We start from the raw sequence: 21,854 nt of genomic DNA, 5'->3' as shown, positions 1-21,854 counted from the left end.
GGAACCTGCGAATTTCTCAGTGCGACTTAACCCGGGCCAACGCCTGCGAGGGCCAGGTGAGTCTTTCAAGTGTCATGCAGCCCCCTGAAAACCTGTGTTCACACCCTAGTTGAAAAGGAGATTCTTCATGTTCAAGCGCACTCTGATCGCCGCTTCCCTGACCGTCGCCGCTCTGGCCTCCGCTCAAGCCATGGCCGTTACCGGTGGTGGCGCAACTCTGCCAGCCGCTCTGTACAAAGGTTCTGCCGACAGCATCCTGCCAGCCAACTTCAGTTACGCCGCCATCGGTAGCGGCGGTGGCAAGACGGCTTTCCTGACCAACAACCCAGCCGGTTTCGGCACCACCGGCACTGTGCACTTCGCCGGTAGCGACTCGATTCTCAGCGCTTCGGAAATCAACACCTACAACACCAACTTCGGTGCGTCGTACGGCCCGCTGATCCAACTGCCATCGGTTGCCACTTCGGTTGTCATTCCGTACAAAAAAGCCGGCCAGACTGCTCTGAACCTGACCAGTGCTCAGCTGTGCGATGCTTTCTCTGGCGCAAAAACCACTTGGGGCGCGCTGCTGGGTACTTCCGACTCCACCAAGATCCGCATTGTTTATCGCAACGTCTCCAGCGGCACTTCGGAAATCCTGACCCGCCACCTGACTTCGGTCTGCCCGGCTCAGTTCACCACCAGCACCACCTTCACCAACGCTCGTCTGCCAGCCGGTTCGACCCTGCCTTCGAACTGGGTCGGCGTCGCCAGCACTTCTGAAGTCGCCACTGCCGTGAACGCGGTTGACGGTTCCATCGGTTATGTCGGCCCGGACGGCGTTGATGCGACCAGCAACGCGGTCGTTGCTCGTGTGAACGGTGTTCAGCCGACTTCGGCTAACGTCAACCTGGCACTGGCCGCTGTTGCTGCTCCGTCTACCGCTACTCAGGCTGCCAACCCAGCCAACTGGTCGCCCGTGGTACCTAACCCTGCCGTGGGTTACAAACTGGCTGCCTACACCAACTTCATCTTCGGCCAGTGCTACAAGGATGCAGCGGTGGCCGCTGACGTCAAAGCCTTCCTGACCACTCACTACAGCAACCCGGGTAACAACACCGCGACTCAGGCTCACAAATTCGTCGCTGTGCCTAACGCCTGGAAAACCGCTGTAACCGCCAACTTCATCACCAACACGTCGGGCTACAACCTGGACATCAACAACGCCAGCGTCTGCAACGCTATCGGTCGTCCTTTGTAAGCTCAAGCTGGCGTAATCGAAATGGCGGCAACCTTCGGGTTGCCGCCATTTTTTTGCTCGAATACACCCCGAACATGAAGTTTGTGTGACATCCGTTCGGTCGTGACTCTCGCCAACGGCCTATGTCGTAACAGCAGGTTTTTGCACGCCTGCGGCCTTGCGTGGCAACCCAAGTGTGGCAATCAAAAAGGATCTCGTAGTGATGCTCGCTCGCCCATCCCGTCGTCGTACCAACGTTCCGTCCTTCAAGCGTGATGCCGTGGACCCGGCGCTGTGGCTGCTCAAGCCGTTGGCGCAAGCGGTGGCGTTGTGTCTGGTGGCGGGCAGCGCGCACGCGCAGACGGCCTTCAGTTCGAGCTGGTTCGCTGCCAAGGGCGCCGCGCAGCAAGCCGCGGCAGCGCGGCCGAGCGTCGGTGGTTTGCCGGGGATGACGCCGCCATTGGCTCAGCAACAGAGGGCCAATCAGCAGTTGCAGCGGTCGATCCAGACCTTGAACAACACCGTTGCCGCGATTGCAGCACAGCAAGCGGCGCAGGCGGCCGGGCGCGCAACGGCGCTGGGTTCGGTGCAGTTTGTCCCGGACGGTCTGGGCGAGGGCGGTTTGAAGGTCGATAACAGCCTTGCGCAAGGTTGGCAGAACGCCAAGGGGCCGCAACAGACCCTGGCCGACGGCAAGACCACGGTGAAGATCGAGCAGACCGCCGACAAGGCGATTCTCAACTGGGAAACTTTCAACGTCGGTCGTAACACCTCGGTCGAGTTCGCCCAACAAGCGAACTGGGCAGTGCTCAACCGCGTCAATGATCCTAACGCACGCGCCAGCCAGATCCAGGGTCAGATCAAGGGTGACGGCACGGTGATGCTGATCAACCGCAACGGCATCGTCTTCAGTGGCAGCAGCCAGGTCAACGTGCGCAACCTGGTGGCGGCGGCAGCGAATATCACCGATATCCAGTTCCGTGATCGTGGCCTGTACTTCGACAGCACCGGCACAGCGCCGACCTTCACTGATGCCGCCGGCAAGGTGCTGGTGGAGCGCGGCGCCTCCATCGCGACGCATAAACCTGTGGCCTCCACCGATGCCGGGGGGTACGCGTTACTGCTCGGCAACGAAGTGCAGAACGACGGCAGCATTAGCACCATCAAGGGCCAGACGGTATTAGCGGCCGGTGACCGTTTCTACATCCGTAAAGGTTCGGGCACCGAAGGCAATGCGCTGTCCACCACCTTCGGTAACGAAGTCATTCCGGGCTTCAAGGCCGGGGCTGTGGCGGGCAAAGTCACTAACAATGGGTTGATTCAATCCGCCACCGGCGACATCACCCTGACCGGTCATGAAGTGGTGCAGAACGGCGTGTTGCTCGCCAGCACTTCAGTGGCGACACGCGGCACGATTCACCTGACGAACCCGATCACCGACACCGGCGGTAGCGTCACGCTGGGGCAGGGCAGTGCCACGGCGATCATGCTCGACAGCAGTGAACTCACGGCCCTCGACAGTCAGCGTGACGCGGCCCTGACCGCCGTCAGCGCCAACAACCGGATTCGTGGCGATCAGTCGCGCATCGAAATCCAGAGTGGCGCCAGCGTCGAGTTCCAGAACGGCTCGATCACCCTGGCCACTGGTGGTCAGGTTGCGGTCAATGCCCAGCGCCGCAGTCTGGTGCGTGACGGCGCGATGATCGATGTGTCCGGTGCTCTTGGCGTCAAAGTGGCGATGGAAAACAACAACATCAAGATCAATGTGCAGGGCAACGAGCAGCGCGATGCCTCGGTCAACCGTGAGAAAGGTGCGCTCAACAGCAATGACATCTGGGTCGATGTGCGCGAGCTGGTCTACGTGCCGGCCGGCACCAACGGCTATGCCACGGATCGTTGGTACACGGCGGGCGGTTTGCTTGAAGTCGGCGGCTACTTAGGCACTCAGGGCCACCGCGTTGGCGAGTGGATGGCGCAGGGCGGCACGGTGAGTTTTGCCGGCAACGATGTGGTCACTGAAAAGGGCTCGCTGATCAACCTGTCCGGCGGCACCCTGGATGTGCAGAGCGGGCAGATCCGCCAGAGCTGGTTGCGTGGCGCGGATGGGCGCTTGTATGAAGTTTCCCGTGCTCCGGGGGATCTGCTCTATACCGGGCTGTACAAAGGTTATGAAGACAACAGCGAGCGCTGGGGCCAGACGAGCTACTTCTACAATCCGCTGATTGCGCCGCGCGCACGTTTCGAGTCGGGGTACACCGTGGGGCGTGATGCCGGGCAACTGGTGATCGCCACCGCCAACGCCGTGCTCGAGGGGCAGATGATTGGCCAGGTGTATCAGGGCGAGCGGCAGAATCAGGCGCCGAAACCGTTGCTTGATGGCTACGAACAAAGCCAGACGGCGCTGGCACGTCGTGCGCAATTGATTGTCGGCAGTTATGACCCGGCGTATGTGGCGGCGGCGAGTGGATTGCTCTACACGCTCAATCCGTTGCTGGATCAGGTGCAGATTGGCGGCGAGCGTCCGGTGGCCGGCAGTGATCTGGATCTGGCCGGCGCGGTATCCGATTCGCGCAAGGGCAAGCTGTTTCTGGATAACGGTCAACTCAATGGTTTTCGCCTCGGCGCGCTCAAGGTTTCGGCCAAGGATCAAGTCGCCGTGGATGGCGCGCTCGCGGTCGATGCCGGTGGCGACATCACCCTGTATGCCCCGGATGTGCAAATGGGCGCCGACCTGACGGCTCGCGGTGGCAGTGTGCGGCTGGGTAACGTGCTCAATCAGTTCAACGGCTCGACAACCACCGACACGCAACTCACGGCGAAACCCGGCAACGCGGCACAGGTAGTGGTTGCCGAAGGCGTGCGACTGGATACTCGCGGTGTGTGGAGCAACCTGCGCACCAATCCGGATGATGGCGCGAGCCTGGCGTATCTCAACGGGGGGCTGGTGTCGATTCGCAGCAGTGGCGATATCGATATCGACGCCGGCAGTCTGCTCGATGTGTCTTCTGGCGGCGCGCTGCTCGCCAACGGCAAGACCCGGGGCGGCAAGGGCGGTGATTTGACGCTGGAATCCAGCGCCATTAGCGCACCGGGCCAATCGCATTTGAACCTTGCTGGCGAAGTGCGTGGCTACGGTGTGACGGGCGGCGGCACCCTGACCGTGCAGGCTAACAAGCTACTCATCGGGCAGGCTGACAAGGTGCTGGCCGACAACACCCTGCAGTTGTCCGCCGACCTGTTCAACAAGGGCTTCAGCGCTTACAACCTGATCGGTCTGAGCGGGCTCGACGTTGCCGAAGACACGGCGATTGACGTGAGCATGCCGGTGTACCGCTTTGCCGAAGCCGCGCCGGATCAGGTCAGCGGTGTTGATCCGCAATCGGCACTGGAACTGTGGACGCCAATGCTCTTCCAGGAAAACCCGATCAAGGGAGTGCTGACCCAACGTGCCGGAGCCAGCCTGACATTGCAGGGCGGGGCCAGTCTGGTCGGTCTGATCGACGCGGCCAACAGTGCGTTGACGCTTGGCCGTGGTTCGCGCGTCAGCGTCGATCCGGGGCAGAGCATCAAGCTGCGCGGTGCCGGGCAGATCACGGTTGAAGGTGAGCTCAATGCCTGGGGCGGCACGGTTGATATCCGCCAGCAACAGTTCGGCTCGATCAAACCGGATACGTCGATTCAATTGGCCGATCCGACTGCGCATAACCGTTCTATCTGGATCGGCGAGCAGGCGGTGCTGGATGTCGCTGGACGCGCCAACACCGCGCTCGATGCCTTGGGTCGAACCTACGGGCAGGTCGGCAAGGGTGGCAGCATCATCATCGGCGGTGAAATCGATTCGAAACGCGCGACTGCCACGGCTGCCGACGCCTACGTGATTGTGCGTCCGGGCGCGCGGCTTGATGCCTCTGGCACCGAGGCGATTCTGGATGTCGCCGGTCAGGGGCCAACCCGCGTTGCGACAGATGGCGGTCGCATCAGCCTGGGTTCCTACAACGGCCTGTTCATTGATGGTCACTTGCGTGCGGCGGCGGGCGGTGTCGGCGCTGCCGGCGGTCGTCTGGACATCGCCCTTGAGACGCCGCTTTACGCTGACTCGGCAAGCAATGCGGTGCGGGCGCCGAGGGAGATCATCATCGGCCAAGGCGCAGGTGAGGAATCGCTGGCCGTCAATCTGCGACCGGGCCAGGGCGCCGAAGGCTTGCGCTATGGCCAGGCTCGTCTGAGTGCCGACGGCTTGATAGCGGGCGGTTTCGATAACCTGGGGCTGTTGAGCAACGGCCTGCTGTCGTTTGACGGCGACGTCAATCTGCACATGAACCAGAGCCTCAATCTGTACGCCGCAGCGTTGTCGCTGGCCGAAACGTCCAGGGAAACGACACGTGTCGACTTGAGCGCTCCGTACTTGCGTTTGTCCGGTGTGGGCAGCTACTTCGCGGGCGTTAACAGGATCCGGCCGCGGTTGACCAATAACCCGACGGCTCAACTGTCGGACGCGACATTCAATGCGTCGGCAGACTTGCTGGACGTGGGTAATGGCCTTTCCGTCGGCACGCAGGGTTCGATTCTGCAACTCAATGCCCCGGCTGTTGAGTACAGCCGCCGGGCGTTCGGTGTGGTGTCACTTGACAGCCGTGGCGACCTGCGTTTCCTCGCGCCAAACGATGGTGCCGAGAAAACCCGGCTGTGGACGCCGGGTGACTTGAATCTTGGTGCTGCGCAGATCTATCCGGGCACTGGCGTCCAGGCTGAAGTGCGGGTCGGTTATCAGGGCGCCGTTGCGGAATCCGACCACACCCTGCGCATCAGCGGCCACGGCGCGGCGCCCGCTGAGGTGCCGTACTCGGTTTTCGGCAATCTGAGCTTTTCCGCTGCGTACATCGAGCAGGGCGGTGTTGTGCGGGCACCGTTGGGCAAGATTGTCCTGGGCGACGATTTGCTGACTACCAGCCACGAGGTACGCCTGCTTTCTGGCAGTACAACGTCGGTGAGCGGTGCCGGTCTGGTCATGCCCTACGGCGGCACTACCGACGGCATCGATTATCTCTACAACGGCAAATCCGTGGTGTTGAACGGCATCACTGGCGAAAAAAACGGTGTGGCAATCGGTGGGCAATACGTTGATGTGCAGAGCGGTGCCCTGATTGATCTGTCCGGTGGTGGCGATCTTCGCGGCGCTGGTTTCATCTCCGGGCGCGGCGGTTCTACCGATGCGCGTTTCAATCCGCTGGTGCGCAATGCCACCGACGGCACTTTCAGCTTGCCGGGGCTGACGAGCAACCCGGTCTATGCCATCGTTCCGGGCAATCAGAGCCGCTATGCGCCAGTGCTGGCGGAAGCGGGCGCGGTCGATCCGCGCGTGGGCCAGCAAATCACCATTGGCGCCGGTGTCCCGGGGTTGGCGGCGGGAACTTACACGCTGTTGCCATCCACCTTTGCCTTGTTGCCAGGGGCGTTCCGGGTCGAAGTCAACGGTCAGGCAACACCGACTGCGACGACGGCGGCGCTGCAACTGCGCAATGGTTCGTGGACCAGCAGCGGGCAGATGTCGATTGCCAATACCGGCCTGCGCGACAGCCTGGCCAGTCAGGTCATCCTGACGTCGGCGGACGTGCTGCGCCGTTACTCGCAGTACAACGAAACCGGGCTTACCCCATTCATCCGCAATGATGCCGCCAGGCGCGGGCTGCCCCGTGCATTGGCGCCTATGGACGGCAAGACCCTGGATCTGCGTTTGAGTACCGGTGGTCAGCAAGACATTGCTTTGCAGTTCAACGGGCGCGCGCTGTTCAACCCCGCCGAGGGTGGGTTGACCGGGACGGCGGTGGTGCGCGGTGGTTATGCCGGCAGTGACCTGGAAATCCTCGGAACCGGGCAGGCGCCGACCGCGCACGTCGCTGGTGTGTCGTTGTATGCCGACACGCTGAATAACCTCAACGCCGGGCGTTTGACCCTCGGTGCAATGCCGGACGTTGTGTACAACACGTCAGGCAATATCATCAGCTTCCTCGGCACCACCGCCAATATCGTGTTGCGTGAGGGGGCCGTCCTTTCTGCGCCGGAAGTCTTGCTGCGCACCACCTTGACCACTGGCGGTATTACGGTCGAGGCGGGTGCCGGGATCAACACGCTCGGTCGCGGCAACGTACCTTACGATTCAACGGCGGGCTTCATATATCAGCCGGGGGCATCAAGCCTGTTGCTCGTGTCGAACGGCTGGACCCACGTGTTGGCGCCACAAGCGGGCTCAAATCTGAGTGGTGCCGGCAGTATCCGAATTGGCACCTGTGCGGCTGATTCATGCAGTAATCCGGCGCTGCTTTATTCGAACGGCAGCATCACCGCTGCCACGGATAACCAGTTTGAGCTCGGTGAAGCCGTGCGCTTCGGCACGCGTCATCTGGCGTTGTCGGTCGGTTCGGTGAATGCCGGCAGTGCCGAGGCGCTGGCGGCGGCAGGCAATCGCGTACCGGCAGGTTTGACCCTCAACCAGAATGTGCTTGATCGACTGTTGCGCGGCGATACCCAATTTGGCGCTCCGGCACTGGAAACCTTGAGCCTGACTACCCGCGATGCTTTCAATTTCTACGGCAGTGTAAGCCTCGATACGCTTGATCCGCAGACCGGCCAAAGCAAACTGCAGAACCTGGTGCTCATCACTCCGGCGATCTACGGTCTGGGCGATGCCAATGATGTGGCGACCATCCGCACCGCCAACCTGGTCTGGAACGGCGCCACCCAAACACCCGGCAGCGTCATCACTGGCGGCGCCGGCACGGGCAGCGGCACGCTGGATATCCAGGCGCAACGCATCGAACTGGGTTACGGCCCGATGCCACAGCCCAGCGGCCTGGATCAGAACAATCGTCTGGCGCTGGGTTTTGCCAACGTCAACCTGACGGCCAGCGAACGCATCACCGCCAACCACAAGGGCAGTCTGGCGGTGTATCAGGAGCAGGGCGCTTACGACCCGGTCAAGGGCTACAGCTACAGCGGCGGCAATCTGAACCTGCGCACGCCGCTGCTCACCGGTGAAGCAGCATCGGTCAGTTTGCTCAAGGCCGGCAACAGCCTGACGCTCAGCAGTGGCGGGGCTTATGGGGGGGCGGATGCCTTGGGTGCGGAACTCAACCTTGAGGCTCGCAACATCGTTCTCGATAGCCGTATCGCCTTGGCCAGCGGCAAACTGACCGTGAAGTCCGAAGATGATTTAAGCCTTGGCAACGCCGCCGTGCTGGATCTGACCGGGCGTACCTTGCCGTTCAACGATGTCAGCAAGTACAGCTGGGGCGGTGACATATCGCTGTACAGCGCCAACGGCAATATTCGTCAGGCGGCGGGCTCGCGAATCGATCTGTCGGCGAAGAACAATCAGGCCGGTAATCTCAGCGTCGTCGCGTTGGCCGAGGCGGCCGGTATGGTCGATCTGCAAGGCGAGATCCTTGGTGGCAGCAGCGGTTACTACGACGCCGGGGGCACGTTGGTGCCGTACAAGGCCGGCGGCGTTGACATTCGCGCGCAGCGTCTGGGGGGGGATGCCACTGAACAGTTCGCCGCGCTCAACCAGCGTTTGAATGCCGGGCAGGTCTTCGGCAGCCGCAGCTTGCAGCTCAAGCAAGGCAACCTGCTCATCGGCGACGGCCTCAAGGCTGGCGAGGTCAATGTCTCGGTGGACAATGGCAGTCTGACGGTGGCCGGTCTGATCGACGCCAGCGGCGAGCGTGTCGGCAGTATTCGTCTGTCGGCGAAAAACGCTCTGACCCTGACCGGCAACAGCGTGCTCGATGCCCATGGTCGTGTGCTGCGGGTCGACAGCTACGGCAAGATCATCGATGCGCCGAACCGGGCGACGGTCGAGCTCAATTCCGGTGATGGTCTGCTCACCCTGGCTTCTGGTGCGCGGATCGATCTGCGTCACGGCACTGATGCGGTACCAGGCATTCTCGCGGGGCAAAACGATGGAATGCTGCGTGGCACGCTGGAGCTGAACGCGCCGCGGCTGGGCAGCAATGACATCGCCATTGATGCCAGTGGTGCGTTGACCATTCAGGGCGCACGTTCCATCGGTCTCAATGGCGTGCGTCGCTACACCGATGCTCGCGATGGCACCGATCAGGCCGTCACTGGCCGCCCGTATCAAGTGATCGATCAGGCCATGCTCGATCGCATTCACGGTGACAGCAACAACTTCATCAACGCCGCTCTGGGCAACAATGATCTGTTGCAACGCAAACTCGCCGGGCTGAACAACGCCACCTATGCCGATGCGTTCCATCTGCGCCCGGGCGTAGAGATTGCCAGCAAGACTGCCGACGGCGACCTGGTGGTGGAGGGTGATCTGGACTTGTCTGGCTATCGCTACGCGAGCCTCAATCCGCATACGCGACTGGACCCGTCGGTTTACGGCTCGGGTGAGGCCGGCAGTCTGGTCATCCGCGCCGGCGGCAACCTCGATATTTACGGCAGCATCAACGACGGCTTTGCGCCGCCACCGCAAACCCAGGATGACGCCGGTTGGAAGCTGATCACCGGTGTGCAGCCGTTCGGTGGCGATCTTATCGTGCCGGGCACTGGCGTTTCACTGGCCGAAGGCACGCAGTTTCCGGTGGGGGCCGTGCTTAATTACGACGTGATGATTCAAGGCGCGGTATTGGCCAGCGGCACCTTGCTGCCGACTCAAGCGGTATTGGCCCAGGCCTATACCTTTGGCGCTGGCACCGTGCTGGCGGCGGCGATTCATGACGGCAATGGCAATCTGTTGTTTGCCGCCGGCACCTTGCTCTCCGAGAGTGTGACGTTGCCGGCGTCAACGCGCCTGGGGGCGGGGATTCGCCTGAACGACGCCACGTCGCTGCAAGCTATGACCTGGCCAAAAGGCGTGCCGCTGCCGGCCGTATACGATGTGGATGTGGGAACCGTTTCCGGGGTGAAATTGAGCGGTTCACTGGCATTGCTGCGCGGGTCACTCATCCCGTCCATGACGGACGTGAAGTTGGCTGATGGGACAACGATTATCGAATTGCGGTCGTTCAACGGCACCCAGCAGGGCAAGAACTGGGCGGTGGCGAGCATGCTGCCTGCAGGCACTGCCTCGTGGTCGATGCGTGTGGTGGCCGGCGCTGATCTTGACGCGGCGGATAATCGCACGGTCCAGCCGTTGACCAGCGGAGGTCATCTGCGGCTGGCGGACACTCACTATGGTGCGACGATTACGCAGGGCGTAGCGAAACTGGTCTGGGCCGTAGACAATCAGTATGGCTTCCCGCCCTACGAACCCATCCCCGACGAGTATCTGATTCTTTGTGAAATCGGCCCAAGCGATTGTGCGCCGATGGCGCGTTGGGTCTGGGCGCCGGGTAGCGGCATGGGCGCTGATTACGAGCCGGTTCCTGATGATTATCTGATCCTCTGCGAACTGCAGCCGGACCTGTGTCTGGAAAACAACCCGCAAAAATCCGCCAAGGTGCACACCCAGATGTTCAGCGTGCTGCGAACCGGCACGGGCGATCTCGACTTGATGGCGGCCGGCAATCTGAGTATGGATTCGCCTTTCGGCGTGTACACCGCAGGGACGCAGTCGGCCAATGTCGACCCGCTCTACAACCAGATGCGCGGGCACCTGTCCGATACAAACTCGGTTTTAGGCAGCACGGGAGCCGATTACGAAAAATGGGTCAACGGCGGCACTGACAGCCTCTATCAGGCCTGGTATCCGCAACTGGGCGGTAACCTCAGCATCAATGCCGGTGGCTCGATCTCCGGCGATTCGGTGGGGCGTAAAGAGCAGAAGTCGGGCGGTACTCGTGAGCAGATAGCCAGTGTTGCCGTTGGCAACTGGCTGTGGCGTCAAGGCACGGGGAATGCCGATGTTCCAACGGCCTGGTGGATCAATTTCGGCAGCTACATCACTCAACCGATACCCGACAGCAATATGAGTACCGAGCCGTACCTGGTGGGTTTCACCGGCTTTGGTACGTTGGGTGGCGGCAACATCAGTCTGCGCGCCGGGGCCGATGCGGGCATGTTGAAGCCGCTGGGAGACGCGACGAGTTACCTGCGCAGCCAGGGGCTCAACGTTGCAGTCGGCAGCACCGGCAGGGTCGGCAGCGATGGCCGCGTGCAAATGACGGGTGGCGGTGACATGGATATCCGCATTGGCGGCCAGCTCAACCCGTCACTGCAGGCCCGGGCTGGCGATACCGGCGGGGCGCGGCCGTTTCACGACCTGCAAGGTGCGTTGGTCAACCTGCGCGGCGCGGTGCAATTGACTGGCGGCGCCTTGGGCGGTATCGATCTGCAGTACGGCGCCGCGTCACGTTCGCATGACATCAGGGAAACCCGCGCGCTTGACCCGTTTACATCAACTACAAGCACAGCCTCTGGTGGTCTGGTATTGATCCCCGGTGACTCGGGGATGAGCCTCAGCACCCGTGGCGATCTGGTGCTGGGCGGAGCAAGCGACCCGGGACGCGTCAGCCTGCAGAACGCTACCCCGGTCTTCGACGCCAATGGTGACATCCAGAGAGGCGGGATCCTCAGTGGGTTTTCATTGTGGACCGAGCACACCGCCATCGACTTGTTTTCGGCCGGGGGAAACCTTACGCCTTCTACCCAAATGGCAGAGTTTAATGAGTTCAACAACTTCAGTTTACCGCTGGGGCGAAACACATCGCCTACAGACGGTCGATTCGTCTATCCGTCGATTTTGCGCGCAGTGGCGGGTCAGGGATCGATTTATGCCGGGCCTTCAGCATCGGTAAAAAGGAACGATTTCCCGCTGTCCGCCTACTCATTGCTCTTGGCGCCGTCGACAGCTGGCCAGCTGGAAATGCTGGCGGGCGATTCCATCTACGCCGGCGGCTATGCGATCAATCAGTCCGGAGCGAGTCCAGCGTCCATTGCCACGCCGTTCAATCCGGCGTTCAACCGCTTTGACAACAACGCGCAAGTCAGCCCCGTCGCCACCAATTACAGCAGTGACGGCGTCGCATCGGACGGCAACTTGCGTTATCCGTTGTTCGCATTTGGCCCCAACACGTATTCGGGTCTCAGCGGAGTGCAGGGGCCCGCACGCTTCTATGCATTAACTGGCGATCTGGTGGGCGTACGCAACGGCGAAACTCTGAATTTCACTACGTCCAAACGTACTTGGTATGAGGCGGCGGGGCCGGTGTGGATGATTGCCGGTCGCGACATCGTGGCGTCCGGGACCAATCTGGGCCAGCCCACTCAAGTCCAGTCGGATGAAATGGGTGTCGGGCGAGAGCTCATCACCTCCGCTGGCAACCTGTTCATCCACAATAATCCGCGAGACGTTTCACGGGTTTCGGCAGGTCGCGACATCCTCTATAGCAGTTTCGATATCGCCGGGCCGGGTGTTCTGGATATCAACGCCGGACGCAACATTCTCATGGAAAACCGTGCCAGCATCACCAGCCTCGGGTCGTTGGTGGCGGGGGATAATCGTGCGGGTGCCAGTGTGGTGCTGCAGGCCGGCGCGGGGGCGCAAGGCCCGGATTATGCGCAGTTCATCGCGCGCTATCTGAGCCGGCAGAATCTCGCCAATCCGGAAAGGTCCCTTACCGGGCAACCGGGCAAAGTGGTCAAGACCTACCTTGACGAACTGCAGAGCTGGCTGACCCTCGGCTACGGCTTCAGTGGCAACGCCGAACAGGCGCAAGCGTTCTACGCCGCGCTGCCAAGTGCCCAGCAGGCGATTTTCGCGCGGCAGGTGTACTTCGCCGAACTGCGTGCCGGCGGCCTGGAGTACAACGATGTCGACGGCCCGCGTCAGGGCAGTTATTTGCGCGGTCGCAACGCCATCGCGGCGCTGTTCCCGACTACCGACGTGGCCGGCAATCCGATCCGTTACGACGGCGACATCACGATGTATGGCGGAGCAGGGGTCAAGACCCTGTTCGGCGGCGACATTCAGATGCTCACCCCGGGCGGTGGTCAGGTGTTCGGCATCGAAGGCGCGGTGCCGCCATCGACGGCGGGGATCATCACTCAGGGTTCGGGCAATATTCAGCTGTACTCGCAGGGCAGCATTTTGCTCGGCCAGAGCCGGATCATGACCACGTTCGGCGGGTCGATCCTCGGCTGGTCGGCCGAGGGCGACATCAACGCCGGTCGTGGTTCGAAAACCACCGTGGTCTACACGCCGCCAAAACGCATTTACGACACCTGGGGCAACGTGAGCCTGTCGCCATCGGTACCGAGTACCGGCGCCGGTATCGCCACGCTCAACCCGATTGCCGAAGTGGTGCCGGGCGATATCGACCTGATCGCGCCGCTGGGCACCATCGATGCGGGCGAGGCGGGGATTCGGGTGTCGGGCAACGTCAACATCGCTGCGCTGACGGTGGTCAACGCCGCCAACATTTCGGTTCAGGGCAAGGCGACGGGGGTGCCGGTGGTATCGGCGGTGAATACCGGGGCGATCACTTCGGCCAGCTCCGCCGCATCATCTGCCACGCAAGCGGCAGAAGACGTCGCCCGTCAGCAGCAGGCAGCGTCGCGGCAGAACCAGGCCTCGGTGTTCACCGTGCAGGTGCTGAGCTTCGGCAACGAACAGCTCGCGCCTTCTCGCGATGGCGCGAGCCGCGCATCGGCGCCGGGTTACAACCCGAACAGCCCGGTGCAGGTGTTGGGTGCCGGGGCGCTGGATGAACAGGCGAAGCAGCAGTTGACCGAGGAGGAACGTGGGCAACTGACGTTGTAAAAGACTCTCGTGCAGTACGTTTGGGCGGCCGGTGGGTCGCCCTTTTTTTGCATGCCTTATTCCATTCTGTACAGCGGACAGCGTACGTCCAGGGCAGCAGTCGCTGATTCGTCATTGACCGACCCACAATAGAACCCGCACCCAAGGCGCGCAAGCCGGCGGATTCTGGCTTGGCTGTAGGCAAAGGCGCAAGGGTGCGTGGCTTTGCGGACGTAGCGTTACACGCTCTTCAACAAGATCTCCGAGACGAGTTTAAAACCAAAAGCCGCGCGACTTTTTAATAGGCGCGCGGCTTTAAGGACTACGACTGTAGGCATTGCTTTACCGCAGCAGGTCTCAATTAATCATTGTTGTTCAACGGCGGCACAGACGCTTCTCTGGCCTCTACCGGCTCCTCATTGCTACTCGTCGCTCCGAGTACACCCACATTAAGCAATAAAAAACTCAACCCGTGATGGGGGTTGGCTGATTGCACCAGCCATCCGAAACTGCGGGTATCTACGTTGTAAACCTCGGCCGAGTCTCCGCTGGCGGTGCCGGTCCACGCATTGGCCAGGTGAGGATACGGCGGGCTTGCAGTCCAATTGAACCAAGGCTGGAAGAAGCAGCGCTCCATGACCGCGCGGATTTGCGGTGTCAAATTGATATGTCCTCTTTGCGCCTGCGATTGCTGGTATCTCGGGTAAGTCCAGTCTCCGTTTCCATGCACCCACAAATCGTAGATATTGGCAACTCTGACTGAGTAGCTGACCTTCGCACCACGTTGATCAGTGATAACGATGGTTGTAGTTCCGTTGCCCATTCCCGTGACTTTGCCGCTACTGGCAACCGCCGCGATTGCGCTGTTCGAGGAACGATAGGTATAGGACGGGAGGCCGCCAGTGGGAGTGCGAACCATTGTGTTGTCAATGGCATCGACACCGTTGAAGTTCGGGCAATAGCCACTTCTCACCATTACGCCATCCAGCACCATCGGCGTCGTTTCGACTGAAAGTGGCTCTGTCACCGTCAGCAATCGCACATTGGAATACACCGGAGTGCTGTGATACAGCGACTTGGCATACAACCGCCGCGCCCCAAAAGGCACGGTAATCGTAAGACTCCAGAGACCGGTCTCTTTATCGGCAGTCACCTTGCCCTTGGGCACCGCACTTGCACCGCTGCCATCAAAAATCTCTACCTGCAGCCCCTTATTCGCCGCCCCTTTGAGGGTAAGGGTCGTGCTGACGGTGAAGCCGGCTTCCAGCACCTCAACGCCTTTGTCATCCAGCACATTGGTTAGCGTAGGCGCGGTGGCTGCGGCCACGGTTATGGTCCTGACCGCCGACTCGGCACCTGTGCCATACAAGGCCTTGGCCTTGAAGCTGTGCGCGGCGAACGTCAGGTCTGACACCGGCAACGTCCACACGCCATTGGTAGCGGTCGCTCGGCCTTTGGCGGTGGCACCATCGAATATCTCGACTTCCTGGCCTTTGGCGGCGGCACCGGACAGCGTGACGGCGGTTTCTACCGTGGTTTCGTTCTGCGGAATTTCATTGCCGCTCGGCGAGCCCTTGACTGAGGTCAGCGTAGGCGCGGTGGCTGCGGTCACGGTCAGGGTTCTGGCCGCCGACTCGGCACCTGTGCCATACAAGGCCTTGGCCTTGAAGCTGTGCGCGGCGACCGTCAGGTCTGACACCGGGAACGTCCACACGCCATTGGTAGCGGTCGCTCGGCCTTTGGCGGTGGCACCATCGAATATCTCGACTTCCTGGCCTTTGGCAGCGGCTCCGGACAGCGTGACGGCGGTTTCTACCGTAAAACCATTCTGCGGAATCTCGCGCCCACTGGGCGAGCCCATCACGGAGTCGAGCGTCGGCGGTATTAATTCCACCGGCTCGCCGATGACAAACTCCAGCACATTCGAATAACTGGTCGTGTTGCTCGCCGCCCGGAAGATTTCGTAGTGCACCTGCACTTTTTTCCCGCGATTAGGTTCGATGTGCTGGGCCACAAACGCCGCGTTCAGCGGGAAAGCCACGTCCCTGTCCTTGGACAGTGCATTGAGTTTTTTAAAGTCGGTAACAGGCTCATTGCCTTCAACGATCCAGAAATACTTCACGATATCGTTGGCCTCGCTCGGAACAGCCACCGGCCGTGGCGCGGTGATTTTGCTGACACCACCGGGCAGGTCTTTGGGGTCCAGCACGCCATCCTTTTCCCCCTGCACGATGGGTTTCACCAGTTCGCGTTGCGCTTCGCCAATGTTCAACAGCGAGGCGTGCAGGGACGCGCGACGGGTGATGGTGCCGTCTTCATCGCTCAGCAGGCAGTACGACAGACGCAGCGTGCCGCCCTCGATGGTTTTGCCGTGTTCGCCGGCGACGGTGACGATGAACCCTTCGGGGGCATTGGCCTCGTCTTCGCTGGGGGAATACCAGTCCAGGTCCGGGTCGTAGGTGGTCAGGTCGGGCCGGGTGCCGAACCATTTCAGTTCGATCGCGTTCTCCGGGGTGATCAGTGGATCGGGGGGAATGCAGATGCGGTATTCGGGCGCGTCGGGGTCGAGCGCGCCACTGATCTGGTCGATTGCGATGGGCGCGGCCAGGCGTGTCGGTTCACCGATAACGCTGTAGGCGCGGGACTTGGATATGGAATTGTCGACCACGGTGCCGCCGCGGCGTACATGATAGGAGTACACCACCGTGCGTTTGGCCAAGGTACGCAGGGTGCTGTTCTTGTGCGCGATCGAGACCCGCACTGGCGGCGTGCTTTCAATACGCTGGATCACCACTTCGCTGATCTCTTTACCTTCGTCGTCGGTACCGAAGACGCTGAGGTAGATCTCGTCGTACTTTTTGAAGATGTTCACGTCCTCCGCCCAGACTTCCACCAGCGGCGGTTCGTCCCCCAGCACCTCCAGATCGACGATGAGACCGTCGGCGTGTTTGAGGATGGGCGCACCCAGGCGCAAGCCCTGGGTGTCGACGACAATACGCACGGCCTCGCACCAGTCTTCGGACTCGTTGTACACGCGGTCGCGGATCTTGTAGCTGACCGACACGCCGTCGGAGTCTCCGGCTGAGAGGATGGTGGCCTGGTCGGCCAGCACCACGATGGGATTACCCTCCGGATCGTCGATTTGTTCCTGGGTGACGGGCTCGGACTCCACGGTTTTCCCGGCCCAGGCCAGGATGAGCACGTCACCGACGGCGCAGTTCAGGTAGAGCCAGCCATCGCCGGGCTTGGGTTTTGCGTAGATCAGCACGCCTGCCTCGGCGGTGGCCTTGTCGACACCGTCGCGCACCACATCCGGCGGATCGAAGGCCATGGTCAGTTCGGAGTGGCCATAGTCGGGATTAATATCCTGGCCACCGGGCAGTTCGAGTTTGACGAAGAGCTTGATCATCGGTCCTGGCTCGGGCCTCTGCCCGAAACGCGTGATCTGGTAAGACAGCTCCCAGTCGCCGCTGGGCAAGCGCGGCGGCTCGATGAACAGAGTGACGTGCTTGTCCACCTCGATGTCTTCGGTGATGGTCTTTTGCGCGACCATGGTGGTGCCCAGGTACACCTTGCAGTTATCGCTCTTGCTCATGTCGTTCCAGGCGGGAATCTGGACTTTCAACCCCTTGTCGGGGTAGTTGAGTCGTGCGGCGGCGAGGTTGATGCCCCTGGAGCCGTCATCCAGCATCCGGCCGCCGGGGATTTCCGGATCGAGCAAGGCCAGGACGGAGATTGGTTTGCGCGGTTGGACGAGCATCGCGGGGCACTCCTGCCGAAGGTGGGGCGATGGAGTGATTAGGGGATAAAACCGGGGAGTGCGCACCTGTCAGATCTGACAGGTGTACGTTGAATTCAGACGAACGGTATCGTTGCTTTTCAGTTCGTGACCGGAAATCCATTCTCTGACGTAGAGAACGGATTTCACGGTTTGACATCAAGCAGGGCAATCGCGATTTTAATAGCGTATTTCACTCCGCGAGTCAGCGAATCCCGACAATATTCGAGGCATGCCCGAATTCTTTCGCGTCGCCATAGCCGCCCCAAACCAGATACTTGGTTCTTCTACTTTTGAATGGCCACCAATCGCTGCCCCTATCGGTAGACCAATAATGGTGATTTCCCATGGGCCATGATGCGCCATACGCGGCGTGTATTTCGTTCAATTCCCCCATGCTGGGAATACGTGCCCCAACTGCGGCGACGTTCCTGTTGGCCATGTTCCAGCCACCATTCCCACCGCCAAAACAGAGAATGACGTTCGTCACTGTTACGGTAAAGCTTTTGGATTGCTGGGCAGTGTCTCTGGCCGTGATAGTCGCTGTGCCTCTCCCCCTGGCGGTGACAAAACCTCTGGAATCAACTGCTGCCACCGCTGAGTTGCTGGTGCTGTAAGTGATGGTTCCTGTTCCCCCGGTGGCTGATCGCAATATCGAGTTACCTGAATTCGGAGTGGGGAACAGGTTAGGGTAGCCCGCACAAATATAGGTCTTGCCACCCAATGTGACCGGATTTTCGTTGAAGCTCATTGGATGGATTCTGCGAAATGTTCGCGTTGTGGAGATCTGCTCGGTACTCAATGCTTTGGCGTACACCGAATGTTCACCAAGGGCGATTGCAAAGGGGGTCGTCCAGATTCCTTTGGCATCGGCGGACACGATGATATGTGTGGCTGCACCCAAATCATAAATCTGCACTTGATACAAAGGCGTGACCCCGCCCGTCAAAACAACCGACGTATCGACAGTAGGTCCCCCGTTACTCAACTCGCCTCCCGAGTGCCTTACCGATGTCAGCGTCACGGCCTTGTGGGGGGTGACCGTAAAGTTGTGGGCGGGGGATTCCAGTTGTTCACCATAAAGGGCTCGTACCTTGATGGCGTAGGATTTCAGGGCCAGCGTCGATAGTTTTGTCGAGCCGTTGCCCTCACCATCCAGAGTGACAGGGTCGCCGATGGGAGCGTTTTCGTCATAAAGCTGCACACGCTGGTCGGGATCTGCCATTACGGCAACGGTGATTTCTCTGTCGTAAGTTATGCCGTTGTGCGCGACCGATCCTTTGGAGTCATTGACTGCCGTGATACTGGGTTTGGTGGCAATGCCGATGGTAAATGTGCGTGGATTGCCGTCCGGTACATCGGCGTCGTACAAGGCTTTCACGGTAATGGTTTGCAGGCCTTCGACGAGGCCGTCTGCAGGAGATTCCCACTCCCACAGATCCGTGGCTTGCGGTGTGCCTTTGGGAACACCATTGACCCTGATCTCGACCTTTTCACCGCGCGTCGCCGTGCCATGGATCGTCACGCGCTTGTCGTAGGTCAACCCGGCTTCGGGAATTTCCTGGCCTTGCGGATTGAGGATTCTGGTGATGGCCGGGGTCACGTAGTCGTAACGTGTGCGGATAGTCAGCGGCAGGGCAGGGAACTCGATTGCAGCGGTCTCTTCCGTGCTGTTGTCGAAAATCACTTTGCATTTCACCACGGCGGGAGAACTGTGCCGCAATTTCAGGATTTCACTTCTGAGCAAGGGTTCGTCGAGGCCTCCAGCCACTTGCTGGTCACTGATTTGATGATCTCTCAGTACATCGATCCGGTAGCTGCCGGTGCTGGTTTCGCCCTCGACATAGAGCCACGTGCGCTGGCCCTTGGCAATAAATGGCCATACGTTCACCAGCACCCTCGCATCGCCGACAAACTCCATCAAGTCCAGAACCGCCTTGTCTGCCTGAGGTACATGCGGAGTGGGCAGATCGTTTTCCGGATCCTGGAAGTCGAGGATGTTCAGCGGCAGCGCTTCGGAGGGTGTCCACAAGCCATAGCGCTGTACGTCATAGTTGACGTCAACCGAGCGCCGAATGTTGGCACCCACAAACGAGGAGGGCAGGTGAAAGGTGACGATGCCGGAAGGTTCAGCGGGTTGTTCCAGGTCCTCCGAAGTGCCGGCCCCGGGCGTCCCCCGCCATTTCAGAGCGAGGGTGTCGAGTGCTTCGTCCATGCTGAGATAACTGCACTCGATATCGACACCGTTGAGCGCATCCATCGGGTTCAGCGAACCGTTGGGTGCTTGTAAAACGGTAGGCGCAGGCAAAAGCCCCACGGGGATGCCAACCATCACCTCGAAGGGCGCCGAATAGCTGTACTTTCCCGTCGCGGCATGCAGCAGGGTGTAACGGACAGTGACCGTATAGCCGATATTGGCCGAGACGTATTTGACATCCACCCGAAAGCGCGCGTTCTTGTCGATCGACAACTCAGTGATGGGTCTGCTGCCTTTGGTTGAGCTGAAGGCGGAGAGTCCGATCCAGTGATACGTCAGCGTGTCGCCCTTCATCCAATTGACCGGTTTGACCAGCACATGAGCCTGGGTATAAACCAGCGTCGGGTCGATCACGCCATCTTTTGCTTCTTCTACATCGGGGGCCGGCAGAGTGGCGGGAACTGCGCGCACCTCGACCCGCAGAAAGTCAGACTCACTGAGTCCATAGTCGGCAGGATCATCGTTGTACACCCGGTAATAGAGTTTGAGGCTGCCGTTGTTCAACGGGAGAATGTGCTCGTTCATCACATAGATGTACGTAAAGCCTGCCTGCTCATCATTATTGCTGACGTCATACGCTTCCTCATACTCATAGGCGCTGCCATCTGGTTTCTTGCCTTCCCAGATCACGTTGATCGAGTCGCCGACTTTAAGGCTCGGATAAGCAAGTCTGACGGTCGCTGTTTTGCTGTCGGCGGGCAAAATGGCACCGATTACCTCTTCAATGATCGGCGCCGGCAACAGCGCCGGGTTGCCGATCACTTTGACGAAGGTGCGTTTGGAATAGAGCTTCGAGCCATCGCTTTTTTTGTGCAGTACATAGGAGCCATCAAGCGTCCCGGTGGCGAAGAGACTGACAAATGCGAAAGGGATCGGGAACTCGAGAATGTAGGGCAGCTTGCCGACGGTGACTTCTTCGGTCAGCGTGCGAGGCGCTGTTCCGGTGCCCCCGACACCGGCGACATTGATTATTATCGTGTCGCCCGTGGTGAATTCTTTATTGATTTCGAGGCGGATCAGCAGATTGGTCGCCTGATGGTCCAGTTGGTCGAGATGGAGCTCGCGATCATCGGCATCTTCGAAAATGGCCGGATCCAGGCGAGCGGCACCGGCATCCACCTGAACCGTAGTCTCCTTCGACCATTTCTCGCACCAGTTCCAGACCTCATCATGGATTTCGTACCTGATCGGCAACGAATTGCCATCGCCGGCGGTCAGGATGTCACCGGGCGACGCGGTGATGACAATTTCTTGCGTGCCTTCGACCTCGGCTTCTGTTACTACGTGGGGGGGCAGAGGAACACTGCCCCAGCGCACCCAGATGACATCGCGCACCGTCATCTCTCGATAGCGCTTGATGGTCATGGGCACGCCCTTGCTCGACCATTCTTTGCTGACACCATTGTCGATGACATCCTGCGGCAACCCGACAATGTCGAGGTGTGAGTGCCAGGGAAGATGCTGCTCCTCATCCTTGCCGGCGGGCAAATTCAATTTGACCAACAGCGTCAATACGGGGGAGGGATTATCCGGCAGCGGTTCGCCTGAACGGGTCACCTGGCAATAACACTCGGAGTAGCCGGGGGCGATTTCAGTGGTCGGGAGAAAGAAGAACAATCTTTTACCGACATCTTCGGGCTTTATTTTCAGTTCGAAGATGACGTTGTCGTTCCAGAAAACCTCGATTTCATCGCCAGCCCCCATCCCGGGGTAAGGGTCGATAATACTGAATATGCCGGCCTCGGAATTTTCGAACGTTGCCAGGTTGATACCGCCGTCGCCATTCGCAACTGGCTGAGTCATGTCAGCGATGTACACCGGATAGATTTGCAACGGTGTGACGGATAAATCTCTTCGCGGGGGAAGCCGAAATAATCTGAAAGAAGTCATGAGCAAC

4 protein-coding genes are annotated in these 21,854 nt (G+C 60.2%); 2 read left to right on the top strand and 2 right to left on the bottom strand.

Going from position 1 to position 21,854, the window contains the following annotated elements:
* The first annotated feature begins 127 nt into the window (after positions 1 to 127).
* Both AACY18_RS06160 and AACY18_RS06155 read left to right on the top strand, forming a co-directional pair.
* Positions 128 to 1,240: a substrate-binding domain-containing protein gene (locus tag AACY18_RS06160; RefSeq protein ID WP_339432896.1), complete on the top strand. Its 1,113-nt coding sequence runs from the start codon at positions 128 to 130 to the stop codon at positions 1,238 to 1,240.
* Between the two features lie 202 nt (positions 1,241 to 1,442).
* Positions 1,443 to 13,943 (top strand): filamentous haemagglutinin family protein, encoded by a 12,501-nt coding sequence (locus AACY18_RS06155; protein ID WP_339464532.1) that lies wholly within the window; start codon positions 1,443 to 1,445, stop codon positions 13,941 to 13,943.
* Positions 13,944 to 14,283: 340 nt separating this feature from the next.
* Here AACY18_RS06155 and AACY18_RS06150 read toward each other — a convergent pair whose 3' ends face one another.
* On the bottom strand, positions 14,284 to 17,682 hold the full coding sequence (locus AACY18_RS06150) for a hypothetical protein (RefSeq protein ID WP_339464530.1): 3,399 nt from the start codon (positions 17,680 to 17,682) through the stop codon (positions 14,284 to 14,286).
* 223 nt (positions 17,683 to 17,905) lie between these two features.
* Positions 17,906 to 21,760 carry an Ig-like domain repeat protein gene (locus AACY18_RS06145; RefSeq protein WP_339464529.1) on the bottom strand — a complete coding sequence of 1,285 codons (3,855 nt, stop codon included), beginning with the start codon at positions 21,758 to 21,760 and terminating at the stop codon, positions 17,906 to 17,908.
* Between the last annotated feature and the right edge of the window lie 94 nt (positions 21,761 to 21,854).

Origin of the sequence: Pseudomonas sp. EA_65y_Pfl2_P74, assembly GCF_963970575.1 — a bacterium.
In the GTDB taxonomy this organism is placed as follows: Bacteria; Pseudomonadota; Gammaproteobacteria; order Pseudomonadales; family Pseudomonadaceae; genus Aquipseudomonas; species Aquipseudomonas baetica_A.
Note: the sequence above shows the minus strand (reverse complement) of the source record. Positions and strands in the feature narration are given on the sequence as shown.